General features: G+C 61.7%; 11 protein-coding genes. 4 read left to right on the top strand and 7 right to left on the bottom strand.

Translation table 11 applies throughout. The features are described from left to right. Positions 1-10: 10 nt before the first annotated feature. The 3 genes from BMW76_RS34320 to BMW76_RS34310 form a co-directional block, all read right to left on the bottom strand. Positions 11-991: a quinone oxidoreductase family protein gene (locus BMW76_RS34320; RefSeq protein ID WP_090873278.1), complete on the bottom strand. Its 981-nt coding sequence runs from the start codon at positions 989-991 to the stop codon at positions 11-13. 118 nt (positions 992-1,109) lie between these two features. Then, positions 1,110-2,432: an MFS transporter gene (locus BMW76_RS34315; protein WP_090873277.1), complete on the bottom strand. Its 1,323-nt coding sequence runs from the start codon at positions 2,430-2,432 to the stop codon at positions 1,110-1,112. A 164-nt stretch (positions 2,433-2,596) separates the two neighbouring features. After that, on the bottom strand, positions 2,597-3,652 hold the full coding sequence (locus tag BMW76_RS34310) for a BKACE family enzyme (RefSeq protein WP_090873276.1): 1,056 nt from the start codon (positions 3,650-3,652) through the stop codon (positions 2,597-2,599). A gap of 226 nt (positions 3,653-3,878) precedes the next feature. Here BMW76_RS34310 and BMW76_RS34305 point away from each other — a divergent pair, with 226 nt between their 5' ends. Beyond that, positions 3,879-4,880 carry an AraC family transcriptional regulator gene (locus tag BMW76_RS34305; protein WP_090873275.1) on the top strand — a complete coding sequence of 334 codons (1,002 nt, stop codon included), beginning with the start codon at positions 3,879-3,881 and terminating at the stop codon, positions 4,878-4,880. A gap of 48 nt (positions 4,881-4,928) precedes the next feature. Here the strand turns inward: BMW76_RS34305 and arcC are convergent, their stop codons facing one another. The 3 genes from arcC to arcA all read right to left on the bottom strand — a co-directional run bounded on the left by arcC (position 4,929) and on the right by arcA (position 8,267). Continuing rightward, entirely contained in the window at positions 4,929-5,867 is a 939-nt protein-coding gene (gene arcC / locus BMW76_RS34300; protein WP_090873303.1) for a carbamate kinase, read from the bottom strand. A gap of 81 nt (positions 5,868-5,948) precedes the next feature. After that, entirely contained in the window at positions 5,949-6,959 is a 1,011-nt protein-coding gene (locus tag BMW76_RS34295) for an ornithine carbamoyltransferase (protein WP_090873274.1), read from the bottom strand. Between the two features lie 54 nt (positions 6,960-7,013). Continuing rightward, positions 7,014-8,267 carry an arginine deiminase gene (gene arcA, locus BMW76_RS34290; protein ID WP_090873273.1) on the bottom strand — a complete coding sequence of 418 codons (1,254 nt, stop codon included), beginning with the start codon at positions 8,265-8,267 and terminating at the stop codon, positions 7,014-7,016. Between the two features lie 878 nt (positions 8,268-9,145). Between arcA and speC the strand changes: the two genes are divergently transcribed. From speC to BMW76_RS34275, 3 genes are all read left to right on the top strand, one after another. After that, entirely contained in the window at positions 9,146-11,509 is a 2,364-nt protein-coding gene (speC, locus tag BMW76_RS34285) for an ornithine decarboxylase (protein WP_090873272.1), read from the top strand. Between the two features lie 32 nt (positions 11,510-11,541). Then, positions 11,542-13,791: a putrescine-ornithine antiporter gene (gene potE / locus BMW76_RS34280; protein ID WP_090873271.1), complete on the top strand. Its 2,250-nt coding sequence runs from the start codon at positions 11,542-11,544 to the stop codon at positions 13,789-13,791. Positions 13,792-13,873: 82 nt separating this feature from the next. Beyond that, positions 13,874-16,189: an Orn/Lys/Arg family decarboxylase gene (locus BMW76_RS34275; RefSeq protein WP_090873302.1), complete on the top strand. Its 2,316-nt coding sequence runs from the start codon at positions 13,874-13,876 to the stop codon at positions 16,187-16,189. Positions 16,190-16,264: 75 nt separating this feature from the next. On the opposite strand, the gene BMW76_RS34270 is transcribed toward BMW76_RS34275, so the two are convergent. Then, positions 16,265-17,143: a hypothetical protein gene (locus BMW76_RS34270; protein WP_090873270.1), complete on the bottom strand. Its 879-nt coding sequence runs from the start codon at positions 17,141-17,143 to the stop codon at positions 16,265-16,267. Positions 17,144-17,173 lie beyond the last annotated feature (30 nt).

The raw sequence follows: 17,173 nt of genomic DNA, 5'->3' as shown, positions 1-17,173 counted from the left end.
GACCGTTTCCTCAGATGACGAAGACCGACGAGCCCGTCGTCTTGCGCGTTTCCAGGTCGCGATGGGCTTGCGCCGCATCTTCGAGCGCATAGCGCTGGTTCAACTCGATCCTGATGCGGCCCGCCGCGATGTGACCGAAGATTTCGCCGGCAAGATCGTTCTTCTCGGCGGGGTCGGCGATATAGTCGGCGAGCGCCGGGCGCGTCAGATAGAGCGAGCCCTTCATCGCCAGCATCTGCGGATTGAACGGCGGGATCGGACCGGACGCCGTGCCGACGCAGACCATCAGGCCGCGACGCTTGAGCGAATCGAGCGAGGCCTCGAAGGTGTCCTTGCCGACGCTGTCGAACACCACGTTCACGCCGACGCCACCCGTCAGTTCGCGCACGCGCTTCGCGACGTCTTCGCGGCTGTAGTAGACGATGTGGTCGCAGCCATGCGCGCGGGCCACTTCGCCCTTGGCTTCCGTCGAAACCGTGCCGATCACCGTGAGGCCGAGCAGCTTCGCCCATTGCGACACGATCAGGCCGACACCGCCGGCAGCCGCGTGCAACAGGATGGTGTCGCCCGCCTTGAAGTCGTAAATGCGGCGCATCAGATACGCCGAGGTCAGCCCGCGCATCGTCATGCCGGCGGCCGTTTCGCACGAAATAGCGTCGGGCAGCTTGATGAGGGGAGCGGCCGGAATCAGGCGTTCGGTGCTGTACGCGCCGAGCGTGTTGATAAAGCCGGTGTAGGTCACGCGATCGCCGACTGCGACGTTCGTCACATCGGGGCCGATGGCCTCGACCACGCCCGCAGCCTCGACGCCCATCCCCGCGGGCAGCGGAACCGGGTAAAGACCGCTGCGGAAGTAGGTATCGGCGAAATTGAGGCCCACTGCCTCATGGCGCAGGCGGACCTGTCCGGGGCCGGGATCGCCCACTTCGACGTCCTCGTAGCGCAAGACTTCGGGACCACCCGTTTCGTGGAAACGCACTGCTTTTGCCATGTTGAATCTCCTATCCATTACTCGAACCTCGAACTGTGAGGTCCATTTCGTTTCGTCTGTCGCGCAACTCAGGCTGCGTCGAAAGCGCGGCGCCGTTGCGCGTGTCGAGCGCTTTGGTTCAGCGCATCGCCTGCTCGCGCAGGGCGTTCAGGCGGTCCAGGTCGCCTGCGTAATTCCGTTTGCCGATAAAGAATGCGATGGCCGCGACAAGAGGCGCGAACGGAACGAGTTGCAATGCGCCGAGCAGCCCGATCCGGTCCGCGACCATTCCCGTCAGCACGGCAGCGGGTGCGAGACCCAGCAGGTTGTTCGCGAGCGTCAGCGTGGCAAACGCCGATGCGTGAATAGACGGCGGAGTGAGGTTCGCCACCATTGCGCCCGAAGGACCGCTCGCTCCTGCGCAGAAGAACATGCCGATGCCGATCACGACGAGTTGCAACGGGCCCGCAGGCATGTGGAAGCCGATCGCGAGCAGCGTGAAGCACGCGAGGCAGAACGCGATCGCGGCGACCCATTTTCTTTCGCGCACGTTCTTGCTGAGCCGGTCGGCGAGGTTGCCGCACACCACCATGCCCAGACCCGTCACCAGCACGAACAGCGCCGCGCTCATCGCCGCCTTGCCCGTCGGCATGCCGTAGTAGCGGTTCAGGAAGCTCGGCATCCACGCCCAGATAGCGGCGGGAACGAGCAGATGAATGCCGCTGCCGACATACGCGCACACGACGGACTTCGTCGAGAACAGCCCCTTCATCAGCGCGCGGAAGCTCATACGCACGCCGGGCCCTTCCGTCTGCCGGTTCGCGCTTGCAGGCTGCAGCGGCGCAAGACGCTTTTCGGTGACGACGAACCGGTAGCAGACGACCAGCACGATGCCCATGACCGCCATCGCGCCGAACGCCGCGCGCCAGCCGAGATGAGCCGCGACCGCGCCGCCGGCGGCCATGCCCAGCACCGAACCAAACGCGCCGCCCGCCATGAACGTGCCCGTGAGCGTGGAGCGCAGCCGCGCCGGAAAGATGCTCAGCACGACGGCGATTCCGACACTGCCGTACGCGGCTTCGCCGATGCCGACGAAGGCGCGCGCAATCAGCATCTCGCCGTAGTTCGTCGAGATCGCACAGCCCAGCGTCGCGAGACTCCACATCGCCGCCATCAGGACGATGCTTTTCACGCGGCCCCAGCGGTCGGCGAGCACCGACAGCGGAAACGTGAGCACGCCGACCATCAGCGCGACCACGCTGCTCAACGAGCCCAGCTGTGCGTCGGACAGGCTCCATGTTGTCTTGAGCAGCGGAAACACAGCATTCAACACCTGCCGCGACATGTAGTCGGAAAGCAGCAGTCCCACCGTCAACGCAAATACCACCCACGCATACGCGCGTACATCAGCTTTTGTTGTCGTAACGTCGCCCGTCGTGGGCTCGGCATGCTGCATCAGCATGATTTGTCTCCTTCCCGTCCGCCTCTTTGTCGGCCGTCCTTGCGTTCCTGTTAGCAGGGCAAAGCGGCCGACTATGGATATTTCCTCATGCTCCCCGGCGCGTGCCGGGGAGTCCTGCATTCGAAGCCCGGCATCGATCGATGTGCCGGCCGGGCTTCCATCTGTCACGCTGCGCGCAGCGGCAGGTTCCTCACGCCCGTCTGGCGATTCGGCGCCATGCCGTTGGCGGCGAGCGTCTCGTCGACGGTCTCGTACTGCACGCCGATGCGGTAAATCTCGCGCGCTTCCTTGCCGCTGGCAATCTCGCGCCCGAGTTCACGCGCGACGCGCACGCACTGCTCGATCTGCTGCACCGACGTAAAGCGCTTGCCGTGCTGATCGATGATCGTATCTTCGATGCCGCAGCGCGGATGCAGGCCCATCGACATCGCCATCATGTTGAACGGCAGCACGTTCTTGAGCAGCGACTCGGCCGTGAGCGTGCAGCCATCGGGCGCGCGATGCACGAAGTTGAAGAAGTTGAACGGGTTCGGGCCGTCGAAGCCGCCGCCGATGCCGATCCACGTCAGATTCAGCGGTCCCTTGTAGACGCCCTTGCGCACGAGGCGCTCGAGCGTTTCGAGCGCGTGAATGCCCGTGAGCTGGAAGTGCGGCTGGATGCCCGAGGCTTGCAGGCGGCGCAGATGCTCCTCGACCCATGCCGGGCCCGCCGGCACCGTCATTTCGCTATACGCGGACATGAACGCAGGATTGGACAGCGAGGTGCCTTCCAGATACTCCGGATAGAGCAGCTCCATGATGTTCATCTGCGTGGTGTTGATCGCGACCGTCACCTGATCCGGCGCCGGGTCGAGATCGGCGAGCATGTGACGGGTGTCGTCGGACAGCCACTTCGCGGCCTGGCCTTCGTCTTCCGGTGCGAACGAAATCGAGCCGCCGACCTGGATGATCATGTCAGGCACGGCTGCACGTACGCCGGCGATCAGCTCGTTGAACTTCGACAGGCGCTTCGAACCCTTGCCGTCCAGTTCGCGCACGTGCAGATGGAGTACCGTGGCGCCCGCGTTATAGCAGTCGACGGCCTTCTGGATCTGCTCGTCCATCGTCACGGGGATGTCTTCCGGAAAGTCTTCGGGCATCCATTCCGGGCCGTACGGAGCGGTGGTGATGACTACCTTGTCCTGATTCTCAGGGTGCAGCGAATCGTCGAGAAATTGCATGGTTTCCTCCAGAGATGAATGACGTGCCGATGCCGCGGGATCGCGTGAAAACGGAACATCTCGAATCGTCGTGCTCGCACAATACGGCATCCACGCGCTAGACTTTTATGATCAGGCGCCATCCTTTTAGCGAACGGTGCCACTGCGTGTTAACACTAGTATTGGCCGCAGTGAGCATCGCTGAAAGGCAAGGCGCAGCCCGTCTGGAGATTGCGGAGAAATAACGATGGAAACGATGCTCGGGTCGATCGCCATGAACGGCTATTTCGATGTGACGCGGCGGCTCGGACTGAACCCTGTAGAGCTTGCGCAGCAGTCCGGAATCGATCCCGCGGCCCTTGCGAATGCGAACGACCGCGTGCCCGCCGCCGCCTGCTGCCGGCTGCTGGAGCTCACGGCAAAAAAGGCGTCGTGCCCGACGTTCGCATTGCAGATGGCCGAAACCCGGCAGAAGTTCGGCACGGGTGTGATCAACATCCTGCTCGCGCACAAGCGCACGTTGCGCGAGGTGTTGCTGGCGGCAGCCGAATACCGGCATCTGCTCAACGAAGCGCTGGCCATCTACGTCGAAACAACGGGAGAAACGGTCACGATCCGCGAGGAGCTCGTCGTCGCGCCGGGCACGCCGACGACGCAGGCGATCGAACTCGCCCTCGGCGTCCTCGCGCGCCACGCGAGCGCGCTGCTCGGCCAGTTCTGGAAACCGCGCTCTGTCCATTTCACTCACCCTGCACCCTCGGACCTGACGTTTCATCGGCGATTCTTCGGCTGTCCGCTGGAGTTCGGCAGCGACTTCAACGGGTTCGTGTGCGCCACCGCCGATCTCGACTACCCCAATCCGTCGGCGGACCCCGAACTCGTGCGGTACGCCGAGAGCCTGGCCGCTCCCCTCAACGCGACAGGACCGGATTCGGCCGCGCTGGAAGCGCGCAAGGCGATCTATCTGCTGCTGCCCCTCGAACAGGCCACCGTCGATCTGGTCGCCCGCCATTTGGGCGTGAGCGTGCGCACGCTGCAACGTCAGCTGAAATCATCCGGTACGAGCTTCTCGGATCAGGTCGAGGAAGTGCGGCGCGAGCTTGCCGTGCGCTACATGAGCAACCCACGCTATCCGATCGGACGCGTCGCGTCACTTCTCGGTTACGCGCAGCAGGGATCGTTCACGAACTGGTTCGTCGCGAACTTCCGGATGACACCGCGCGACTGGCGTGCCAGCCAGGCCAAATGACGGTCGGCGCGCGGGTCGCACGAGTGCCAACGAACGCCGCCCGCCGCATTACGCAAGCGGATAGAACTCGATACCAGGCTTGCGCACGCTGATCCGCGTACCCGCTGTGCCTTGCGTGATCGCGACGATATCGCGAAGCGCGCCGATCACGGCATCTTTCCCCGTCTTGCGCGCGAACTCGATGGCGGCCTGCACTTTGGGCCCCATCGACCCCGACGCAAAGCCCAGCTTCTCGAGTTCGTCCGGATGCGCCTGGGCAATGCCTTTTTGCGTCGGCTTGCCCCAATCGACGTAGGCTGCATCGACATCCGTCGCGATGACGAGCACGTCCGCCTCGAGTTCCTGTGCGAGCAACGCGGAGCACAGATCCTTGTCGATCACGGCTTCCACGCCGCGCAGCTTGCGGTTTTCGTCGTAGCAGGTCGGGATGCCGCCGCCGCCCGCGCAGATGACGATGGTGCCCTTCTCCAGCAGCCATTTCACCGGACGGATTTCGAAGATGCGCTGCGGCCGCGGACTCGCGACCACACGGCGATACTTGTCGCCATCCTCCGCAATGCTCCAGCCTTTTTCCTCCGCCAGCGTCTGTGCCTCTTCCTTCGAGTACACGGGACCGATCGGCTTGCTCGGATGCTGGAACGCGGGGTCCGCGAGATCCACTTCGACCTGCGTCAGGATCGTCGCAAACGGAACTTCGAACGGCAGCAGATTGCCCAGTTCCTGTTCGATCAGATAGCCGATCATCCCCTCCGTCTGCGCACCGAGCACATCGAGCGGATACGGCGATACGTCCTTGTAGGCTGCGCTTTGCAGTGCAAGCAAGCCGACCTGCGGACCATTGCCATGCGCGATGACGAGTTCATTGCCCGTTGCCACGCTGGCGATCTGCGTGGCGGCAATCTTGACGTTCTCGCGCTGCTGGCTCTCCGTCATGGGCTGGCCGCGCTGCAACAGCGCATTGCCGCCCAGTGCGATGACGAGGCGCATGATGCGATCCTCCTGCGGAATGCCTGGCCGTGCGGCACGCTTGCGCCGCACGGCGACGAACATCGGGCGAAACGGATACGCTCAGATATCGGCCAGCGTCGAAACGAGGATGGCCTTGATCGTATGCATCCGGTTCTCTGCCTGCTCGAATGCGATGTTGTAATCCGACTCGAACACGTCGTCCGTCACTTCGATCCCGTTCGCCAGATCCGGATAGCGCTCCGCGATCTGCTGGCCGACCTTGGTCTCGCAGTTATGAAAGGCGGGCAGACAGTGCATGAAGCGGGTTCTCGGATTGCCTGTCGATTCGATCAGCGCGCGGTTCACCTGATACGGCAGCAGTGCCTTGATTCGCTCGTCCCAGGCTTCGACCGGCTCGCCCATCGACACCCACACATCGGTGTGAATGAAATCGACCATTTTCACCGCTTCTTTCGGATCTTCGGTGAGCGTCACGCGTGCGCCGCTTTCCTTTGCGAATTGCTGGCATGCAGCAACGTGCTCTTCATGCGGCCATAGAGACTTAGGCGCTGCCACGCGCACGTCCATGCCGAGCTTTGCGCCGACCAGCAACAGCGAATTGCCCATGTTGTTGCGCGCGTCGCCGAGATACGCATAGCTGATGTCATGCAGCGGCTTGTCGGAGTACTCGCGCATCGTCAGCACGTCGGCGAGCATTTGCGTCGGATGGTATTCGTCCGTCAGTCCGTTGAAGACGGGCACGGAAGCATAGCGCGCCAGTTCCTCGACGATTTCCTGGCTGAATCCCCGGTACTCGATCGCGTCGAACATGCGGCCGAGCACGCGCGCCGTATCCTTCATGCTTTCCTTGTGTCCAATTTGTGACGATGTCGGATCGATATACGTGACGTGCGCGCCCTGATCGTGCGCGGCCACTTCGAATGCACAGCGCGTTCGCGTGGATGTCTTTTCGAAGATCAATGCAATGTTCTTGCGCTGCAAATGCTGTTGTTCCGTGCCCGCGTATTTGGCGCGCTTGAGATCGCGCGACAGATCGAGCAGATAGCGCAGCTCGCGGCCGCTGTGGTGCATGAGGCTGAGAAGACTGCGGTTTCGCAGATTGAAAGCCATGAGTACTCTCCATCGATCGGGTGGCTGAGCGTCGGCTCGACGCGGGCAAACGCTTCAGTAATCAACGGGATCGCGCGCGATCGGGCACGTCATGCAATGCCCGCCGCCGCGGCCGCGCCCAAGCTCGCTGGCTGCGATCGTGATCACTTCGATGCCCGCCTTGCGCAGCAGCGTGTTCGTGAACGTATTGCGGTCGTAGCCGACGACGACGCCGGGCTCGATGCACACCATGTTGTTGCCGTCGTCCCATTGCTCGCGTTCCGCCGCGAACTGGTTGCCTCCCGTTTCGACGACGCGCAGTTCTTTAAGCCCCAACGCATCGCCCACCGCCTTGACGAAAGGCTTGTCTTCGCGCTGGATGCTCATGCCATAGGAGCTCTTGTCGTCGGGCCTGATCGTGAACGTGACGATCTTCTCGACCACTTCCGGGAATATCGTCACGAGATCGCGGTCGCAGAAACTGAACACCGTGTCGAGATGCATGGCTGCGCGTGACTTCGGCATGCCCGCGACCAGCACCTGTTCGGCCGCGCCCTTGTCGAATAACGCTCGCGCGACCTGGCCGATCGCCTGCCGCGATGTGCGTTCGCCCATGCCGATCAACACGGTGCCCTTGCCGACGGGCATGACATCGCCGCCTTCCAGCGTCGATGCGCCGTGGTCCTTGTCGGGATCGCCGTACCAGACCTCGAAGCCGGCGTTGGCGAACGTCGGATGAAACCGGTAGATCGCGGCTTCGAGCAGCGTCTCTTGCCGTCTCGCGGGCCAATACATCGGATTGAGCGTCACGCCGCCATAGATCCAGCAAGTCGTGTCGCGCGTAAAGACCATGTTCGGCAACGGCGCCAGCAGGAAGCTTGAGTAGTCCAGATACTCGCGAAACAGCTTGACGACGGGCGCATCGCTGCCGGGAATGTCGTCGAGCGACACGCCGCCGATCAGAAATTCGGCAAGCTTGCGCGACTCGAGTTCGTTCATCCACGCGCGCACTTCGCCGCTCAACCCTACGCCGACGCTGTCGTCGGAGACTCTTCGGTCGAGTATCCATTTACGCGCTTCGGGATTGTCCAGCGTCTGCGTCAGGAGGTTGTGCACGTCGAGAACTTCTACCCCGCGCTCGCGCATCTTCGTTACAAAGTCGAAGTGATCCCGCTTGGCCTGGCTCACCCAGATGACATCGTCGAACAACAGCTCGTCGCAATTGCTTGGCGTCAAGCGTTGATGAGCCAGTCCGGGCGCAGAAACCATGACCATGCGCAGCTTGCCAACCTCGGAGAAGGCTCCGAGCCTGGTGACCTCTGTATTCATCGCTGTCTCCTATATGCGCATCAGAGCGTCGCGGCTTGCCGATTGCAAACGGAAGCACGCCTATTGATTTGCTGTCTTCAGGCGAAAGACGGTCTGCGCGTGTTCATCGACAGAACGTCATCGCACTTCCAAGGGCACGACGCGGCTTCGATCTGCCGCTCTGCAACACGCGTGAAATGACGTGCCGCCAGGATTTTATTTACGCGGCTGCATCTCGATACACACGGACTCTTGTCAGGCAATGAACGGAAGCGAAGCGCGTCTGGGAAATGCTCTGTCTAATTGTTCTTGCCGCAAAACCGGCACGTCATCTGCAGATCATTCTGGTTGATAAAACCGCATTGTTCAAGATTCCACGTGAACCGCATACCGGCTATTGCAATCGTCGAATAGCGCGACAGTAATTGAAAATATGCGCGAGATATTTTCTAAAAAATGAATGACCAGGCATCCCTTGATGAAGCAGCGATATTCGACAAAACGCGAATACGAATTGGGTCCGCTTGATTCGCTATGCCAGGTTCTCGTTCGGACAAAAAAATTTGCAATAAGCGATAAGCTCGCCAACTATATACGTAGCACTTACGACGACTATATCGACGCGCCTCTGGCAGCCCGCTTTCGAGCTCCAGTAACAGCCGAGAGAGACCCGCAGCCACGTATCGCCATGCCGCGTTCTGCCCGATGACCACTGACATCCGGAAACCTCAGTAGTCCCCGGCTGTGCGTTCTGCCTTTCTGTTACTTGTCGACCTGAACGAAAAATTGCATTGCCGAGAGTTGACGGTACAGATTGCTGCGCCCGACTTCCGCTGACGTCCGGCGCGTAGGCGACAAATCAAGCTGATTCGCGAAGCCGGTTTGACGAAGGAGTGACCATGGTCCCTCGCCCCTTGAAGGCGCCCACCATCCCGATTCCCTTCCACAAGTTTCTGAAGGTAGTCGCGATCGTGGACCGAAATGACGCGCAAACCAGCGAGCTACTGGAGCAGATCACGGCGGAGCACTTCCGCGTCGAAGTGACGGATAGCTTCACACGCGACGTCAACGAAGACGCCGATGTCGGCGCTTACATCGCCCTGATCGACGGCGCCCGTCTGGAAGCGGCGCGAACACTCGTCGCTTCTGTGCGCTCGCTAGGCTTCCGGACGCCGCTGTGGGCACTCGCAAACTCGCACCATCTGTCGGATCTCGCGGTGACAGCGGGACTCGGCGAGGTCGACGGCTATATCTATCTCGGACAGCAAACGCCCGCCTTCTACGCGAAGCAGGTCATGGCGAGCCTCGTCAAATATGGCTTGAGCCTGCTGCCGCCATTCTTCGGCGGACTCGTTGCGTACGACGCAGAGGCCAATATCGCGTTCGATTGTCCGGGGCATCAGGGCGGACAGTTCTACCGAAAGTCGCCCGCCGGGCAGTTGTTCTTTAAGCATTTCGGCGAAAGCATCTTTCGCAATGATCTGTGCAATGCCGATGTCGATCTCGGCGATCTGCTGATACACGAAGGCGCGGCCGCAGAAGCGCAGCGTCACGCCGCCGAAGTGTTCGGCGCGGACCAGACGTACTTCGTTCTCAATGGAACCAGCACATCCAACAAGATCGTGACGGGCGCAGTGCTCAAGCGCGGCGATCTCGTTCTGTTCGACCGCAATAATCACAAGTCGCTGCATCAGGGCGCGCTCGTTCAGGCCGGCGCGATTCCCATCTTCCTGCCGACTTCGCGCAACGCATTCGGGATGATCGGCGCTGTCGACTGGCAGGCCTGGAACGAAGACTATCTGCGCGAGCAGATCCGTAACAGCCCACTGGTCAAGGACCCAGAACGCAGCCAGGCGGAACGCCCGTTCCGGCTCGCATGCATTCAGCTCGCGACTTACGACGGGACGATCTACAACGTGCGCAAAGTGCTGGAGAAGATCGGCCATCTGTGCGACTACGTGCTGTGGGACGAGGCGTGGATCGGCTACAACGCATTCCATCCGCTGTTCGACGATCACAGCCCAATGCGCGTGAAAGTTCTGACACCGGAAATGCCCGGCCTCTTTTCGACCCAGTCCGTTCATAAGCAGGGAGCCGGCTTTTCGCAGGCGTCGCAGGTTCACAAGCGAGACGAACACATTCGCGGGCAACAGCGCTACATCGAGCACAAGCGCTTCAACGAGTCGTTCCTCATTCACGCGAGCACGTCGCCTTTCTATCCGCTGTTCGCGTCGCTCGACGTCAACGCAAAAGTGCACGAAGGAAAAGCGGGCGAAGTGCTGTGGGACAGCTGTATCGAGCTTGGCATCGAAGTGCGCAAGAAATTCCGCCAGTTCGCCCGCCACTATCAGGAGACAGGCAAGAGCGCACAGGAGCAGTGGTTCTTCGATCCTTTCGTTCCCGACGTCGTCGATATCCGCAATTCGAATTTCATGGCGGACGCGTCGAATGTCGCGTGGGAAGACATCCCCACCGACGTCATCAAGCGCGAGCAGCAGTGCTGGGAATTCCGTCCGGAAGCGGCCTGGCACGGCTATACCGGCTACGCCGACGGCTACGTGATGGCCGATCCGAACAAGCTGAATCTGCTGACGCCCGGGATTGACCGGAGCACAGGCGAGTATCTGAGTTTCGGCGTGCCTGCGACGGTCGTGGCGAACTACCTGCGTGAAGAAGGGATCGTCCCCGAAAAGTGCGACCTGAACAGCATCCTCTTTCTGATGACGCCAGCAGAAGACGAAAGCAAGCTCAATACGCTGATAGCTCGTCTCGTCAAGTTCAAGAACCTGTGGGATCGCGATGCCTCGCTGGCTGAAGTACTGCCCACGCTATGCGCCGCGCACAGCGAACGCTACGAGGGCTACACGCTGCGGCACGTGTGCAACGAGATGCACAACTTCTATCGCGAGGCGAACGTCAAGAATCTGCAGCGGCTGTGCTTCCGCGCGTCGAGCTTTCCGGAACTCGCGATGTCGCCGGAAGAAGCGTATGAGGCGCTCGTCGCGAACCGGGTCGAGTACGTGCCGCTCGATCGTGTCAAAAACCGCGTCTCCGCGACTCTGGCGCTCATCTATCCGCCAGGAATCGGTGTCGTGCTCCCCGGCGAGCGTTGGGATGACCGTGCCCAACCGATGCTGGATTACTTCATGGCGTTCCAGGAATCCTTCAATCGGTTTCCCGGCTTCAATTACGAAGTTCAGGGCGTGTTCCAGGAACGCGAAGACGGTCGCATCCGTTTCTATACCTACGTGGTCAATGAATAACCGACAAGGAAAGCCACTAAGGAGTGTGCGCCATGGCTGCTGAACAGAAAAAGATGAGCGTCGTGCAACTGACGTTCATCGTTACCGTAAACATGATGGGCTCGGGCATCATCATGCTGCCCACCAATATGGCGAAGGTCGGCGCCATTTCGCTGCTGTCGTGGGTGGTGACGGCATTGGGCTCGATGGCGATCGCTTATGGCTTCGCGCAGGCGGGCATTCTCAACCAGCGCGCGGGCGGCATGGCGGCATACGCTGAAGACGCTTACGGAAAGCCCGGCTACTTTCAGGTGTTCTTCCTTTACTTCCTGTCGCTTGCGATTGCGAATGTCGCCGTCGCAAGTTCGGCGCTCGGCTATCTGGCCGCCTTCTTCCCGGCGCTGACATCGTCGCCCGCCGCGACGTGCGTCGGCGTGATCGCGCTGTTGTGGATCACCACGGTCGCGAACTTCGGCGGTCCGAAGCTGACGGGGCGTATCGGCGCCGTCACGGTCTGGGGCGTGATTCTGCCCGTCGGGTTCATGTCGATTGCCGGATGGTTCTGGTTTCACTCCAGCACCTTTGCAGCCGCCTGGAACCCGCAAGGAATGCGGCTCATTGAAGGCATGGGCTCCAGCATCTCGCTGACGCTGTGGGCATTTCTGGGCATGGAATCGGCGGTGCAAAACTCGTCGGCCGTCGAGAACCCGAAGCGCGATGTGCCGCTCGCCTGCATGTTCGGCACACTGGGCGCCGCCGTCATCTACGTCCTTTCGACGACGGCGATCCAGGGCATCGTCCCCAATGCGGACCTCGCGAAATCGACGGGCCCGTTCGGTCTCGCCTTCGCGCATATGTTCAGCCCGGCGATCGGTTCGATCGTGATGGCGCTCGCGGCCATGGCGTGCGTCGGGTCGCTGCTCGGCTGGCAGTTCACGCTGGCCCAGACGGCAAAGGACGCCGCCGACAGCAACATGTTCCCGTCGATCTTCAGCAAGGCCAGCCACAATGGCGCGCCGATCGCTGGCATGATCATCATGGGAATCGTGCAGTCGCTGATGGCGCTTTCGACCATTTCGCCCAACCTGTCCGAACAGTTCGCGGCGCTCGTCAATCTGGCCGTCGTGACGAACGTGGTGCCGTATATCGTGTCGCTGTCCGCGCTGTTCGTCATGATGCGCGACGCGGGGACCGAACCCGCCGTCTATAAACGCAATGCAGTGGTCGCGGTCGTCGCGATGGTGTACTCCGTCTACGCGCTCTATGCGTCCGGTAAGGACGCCGTGCTGGGCGGCATGCTGGTCATGGCGATCGGCTACATCATCTATGGCTTCATTGCGCCGCGGCTTTCGCTGCTGGGTGCCAAAGCGCGCAAGCCGGCGATCGCCGCCGCTAGCATCATCGCGTTCGCCGTGCTGTGCGCGCCGGCGCCGCGCCCCGCGCACGCAGCGGGAGCGAGCGCCGTCCTGTCGGGCGCACTCGCGCGGATCAAGCAGTCGGGGAAGGTCAACATCGGCTATGTCGACGTGGCGAGCCCGTTCGTGTACCGCGATAGCGAAGGCCGCGCCGTCGGCTTTCTCGCGGGGATGTGCCAGGGCGTCGCGGATCAGCTCAAAAGCGGACTGGGCCTTCCTGCGCTCACGGTGAACTGGACGCAGGTCTCTTCCGACGACCGCTACCGCGCACTGCAGGAACACCGGATCGACCTGCTGTGCGGCGACGCTGAAACACTGACGGGCCGCAAGTTCATCAGCTATTCGCTGCCCGTCTATCCAGGCGGTATTGCCGCGCTGATGCGCGCCGACGCATCGCCCGGACTCAAGGCCATTCTCAGCGGCGATACGCAGACAAACCGGCCGGTATGGCGCGCATCGCCGGCGGAGATTCTCAATGCGCAGACATTTTCGAGCATCAAGGACTCGCCCACGCAGCGCTGGCTGAACGACCGCATCAACGAATTCAAGCTGACAGCGCGCGTCGTCAACGTGTCGAGTTATGAAGAGGGCGTGCGGCTCGTGCTCGACCGCAAGATCAATGTTTTCTTCGCGGAGCGGCAAATCCTGCAGGATGCCGTCAAGCGGAGCACCGCGTCGGATAGCCTGTTCGTCCTTCAGCGCCGTTTCACCGTTGTGCCCGTATCGTTGGGCGTCGCGCGCGATGACGAGGACATGCGCCTTTCCGTCGACAGCGCGCTCAGCAAGATGTACGCATCGGGCAACTATCGCGGGCTTTTCGTGAAATGGTTCGGCGAGCCGGACGAGTACACGAAGAACTTCTATCGTCTTGCTATCTTGCCCGAGTAAGTACCCGAAGCCTCCGGCCTGGCGTGCGCCTGCATCGCGCGCCAGGCCGCTTGCCGTCAGTATGCGAACCAGGGGAATGCACATGTCCGCCTCGTCCGATTCCATCTATCGCCGCCTTGGCATGAAAGCGTTGCTGGTGCATCACGAAGTCGATGCCCGTACTGCGAGTGGCCGCGCCGCCCAGTCGCTTGCAGCCGAACTGGAAGAACGGCACGTGCGCGTCGTGATAGCGACCTCGGCCGACGACGCCGTGTCGGTCATCCGTTCCGATCCGCTGATTCAGTGTCTGCTGCTGGATTGGGAGCTCGAAAACGACGAAAGCCATCGACAGGCCCAGCGCGTGCTGGATGCGCAGCGAGTGCGCAGCGCGACCGTGCCGATCTTCCTGCTCGCGAGCCGCACGAGCGCATCGACTGTCCCCGTGGACGCGATGCAAAAGGCCGACGACTTCATCTGGATGCTGGAAGACACCACGGCGTTCATCGCCGGAAGAATCGTCGCGTCGATCGACCGCTATCGCGAAACCGTGCTGCCGCCGATGTTCGCCGCACTGGCGCGCTTCTCGAAGGTATTCGAATACTCGTGGCACACGCCCGGCCATACGGGCGGCACGGCCTTCATGAAATCGACGGTTGGACAGGCATTCTTCGAGTTCTTCGGCGAACAGCTGTTTCGCTCGGACCTGTCGATTTCGGTCGGGGAACTCGGCTCGCTGCTCGACCACAGCGGCCCCATTGGTGAAAGCGAACGTTATGCGGCGAGAGTCTTCGGTTCGCATCGCACGTATCACGTCACGAATGGCTCGTCGATGTCGAACCGCGTGATCCTGATGGCAAGCGTGACACGCAATCAGATCGCGCTATGCGATCGCAACTGTCACAAGTCATCCGAGCACGCGATGACGATGTCGGGCGCAATACCGACTTATCTCGTACCCTCGCGCAATCACTACGGCATCATCGGTCCGATCATGCCCGAGCGGCTCACGGCCGCCGCTATTCGCCTTCTGATCGAACAGAACCCGCTCGTCAGGAATCGCGATGGCGTCGACCCCACGCCCGTTCATGCGCTCGTGACGAATTCGACCTACGACGGACTTTGCTACAACGTGACGCGGCTGGAAGAACTGCTGGGCGAAAGCGTCGACCGGCTGCATTTCGACGAAGCCTGGTACGGGTATGCGCGCTTCAATCCGCTCTACAAGGACCGCTTTGCGATGCACGGCGACCCCGCCGATCATGACGCTTCGAAGCCGACCGTGTTCGCGACGCACTCGACGCACAAACTGCTCGCGGCGTTGTCGCAGGCGTCGTTCATACACATTCGCGACGGGCGCAATCCGATCGAGCACGCGCGCTTCAACGAAGCGTACATGATGCACGCATCGACCTCGCCGCAATACGCAATCATTGCATCGAACGATGTCAGCGCCGCGATGATGGACGGCCCCGGCGGCGAAGCGCTGACGGGCGATGCGATCCGCGAGGCAATCGCGTTTCGTCAGATGCTCCGCAGGCTTCACGCGCAATTCGACGAGCAAAGCGACTGGTTCTTCAACGGCTGGCAACCCGAAATCGTCGTCAATCGACAGACCGGCCGGCGCACGCCTTTCCATGAAGCCGACGAAGAACTGCTCGCGACCGATCCGTCGTGCTGGGTCATGCATCCCAACGATGCGTGGCACGGCTTCGGGACCATCGAAGACGGCTACTGCATGCTCGATCCGATCAAGGTGTCGATCCTGACGCCCGGCGTCACGCCGCAAGGCGGGCTGTTGCCCGTCGGCATTCCGGCCGGTGTCGTGACGGCTTACCTGGATCGCCATGGCATCGTTGTCGAGAAAACGACTGACTTCACGATTCTGCTGCTGTTCTCGATCGGCATCACGAAGGGCAAGTGGGGAACGCTCGTCAACACGCTGCTCGACTTCAAGAAAGACTATGACGCCAATCTCGCGCTCGATCAGGCATTGCCGAATCTGGTCGCACGTTATCCGGAGCGCTATAGCCGCCTCGGATTACGCGATCTCTGCGATCTCATGTTCCGTGCGATGGGCGATCTGAAGACGACGGAGATGATGTCGCGCGGCTTCTCGACGCTTCCCGATCCGGAATACAGTCCGCAGGAGGCATTCGAGCTGCTCGTGCACAACCAGGTGGAAACGCTCGATCTGTCGCAAATGGCAGGCCGCACGGTAGCGAACGCGGTCGTGCCCTATCCGCCGGGTATTCCGCTGCTGATGCCCGGCGAAAATGCAGGCCCCGACGATGGCCCGTTGCTCGGCTACCTGAAGGCGCTCGAACAGTTCGATCTGCGTTTTGCGGGCTTCACTCACGATACGCACGGCGTCGAAGTCGAGGATGGCGTCTATCGAATCGCGTGCATACGGAAATCGTAGGGGCTCGCCGCGCGCGCGTCAGTGACCCGTCGAAGTTCATGCTCCCGCTCCGCGACGGGCTACGGTTGGCACGTGCTACGGCGCATCGGCGCCGCCTGGCTGCGATGCTGCGCGCAAAGGCGCGGCGGTGCCCGGCGCGTCCGGTTGCCCGCGAGATGAAGCATCATATGCGCCGTTCGGCATGATGGTCCGAAGCAGAACGAAATCCCGTTCGGGGTCGGGCATCGCGATGATCGCGTGCAAGGTCACTCTCGTCGCCCAGCACGCGTCCGACGGCGTCGCCATCGACGGATTCGATGTGTACGACGCAAACCGCGCCAGGTTCGTCTGATCGCCGTGCAGTTCCGCGACGAGCATGCGCGTCAGTTGCCGCTCGGCAGCGGCGTACTGTTGCGGCGTCGGGTTGGGGACGGGCGCATTCGACGCATCGCTGAGCAGAACCTTGAAGAGAAGATTGAAGTACTGGTCGACATCGGCGTCCGTCATCTCGCGCAGCGAGACCCGGTTCATCACCGCGCGCATGTTGGAAAGACCAAAGCAGTTGACTGGGACAAGCTCGTCGAGGAACTTCGTCACAAGCTGCACGTACTTCAGGCGATCCGATGGCGCGAGACGGACGAGTCCTTGCGACATCAGGTTCTCGCGTGCTGAAGGATCGAGAAAGATCTGTCCGACGCTCTGCGCTCCACCCGCGATGCCCGTCGCGATGACGGGGTCGTCGCGGATCTTCTCCACCCACGCGACGATGATGCGAGCCTTGTTCGAATCCGGGTCGATGCCGTGCCTGAAAAACAGGGCCTCCAGATCCGCCTGTCCCGGGTCGGCGCTTGTCGCCGCCGCGGGATCGACGGGCGGCGGACGGACGTCCGGATAGCTGCGTATCGCGGCACTGGCCAATGCCGTTGCCGCCAGCGCGATGATCAGCGTAGCGGCGTGAGAGGCGAAACGTCTCATGTTGCCTCGCGGTACTGAAGCGCTATACGC

The sequence above is a fragment of the Paraburkholderia diazotrophica genome (assembly GCF_900108945.1).
GTDB classification, from domain to species: domain Bacteria; phylum Pseudomonadota; class Gammaproteobacteria; order Burkholderiales; family Burkholderiaceae; genus Paraburkholderia; species Paraburkholderia diazotrophica.
Note: the sequence above shows the minus strand (reverse complement) of the source record. Positions and strands in the feature narration are given on the sequence as shown.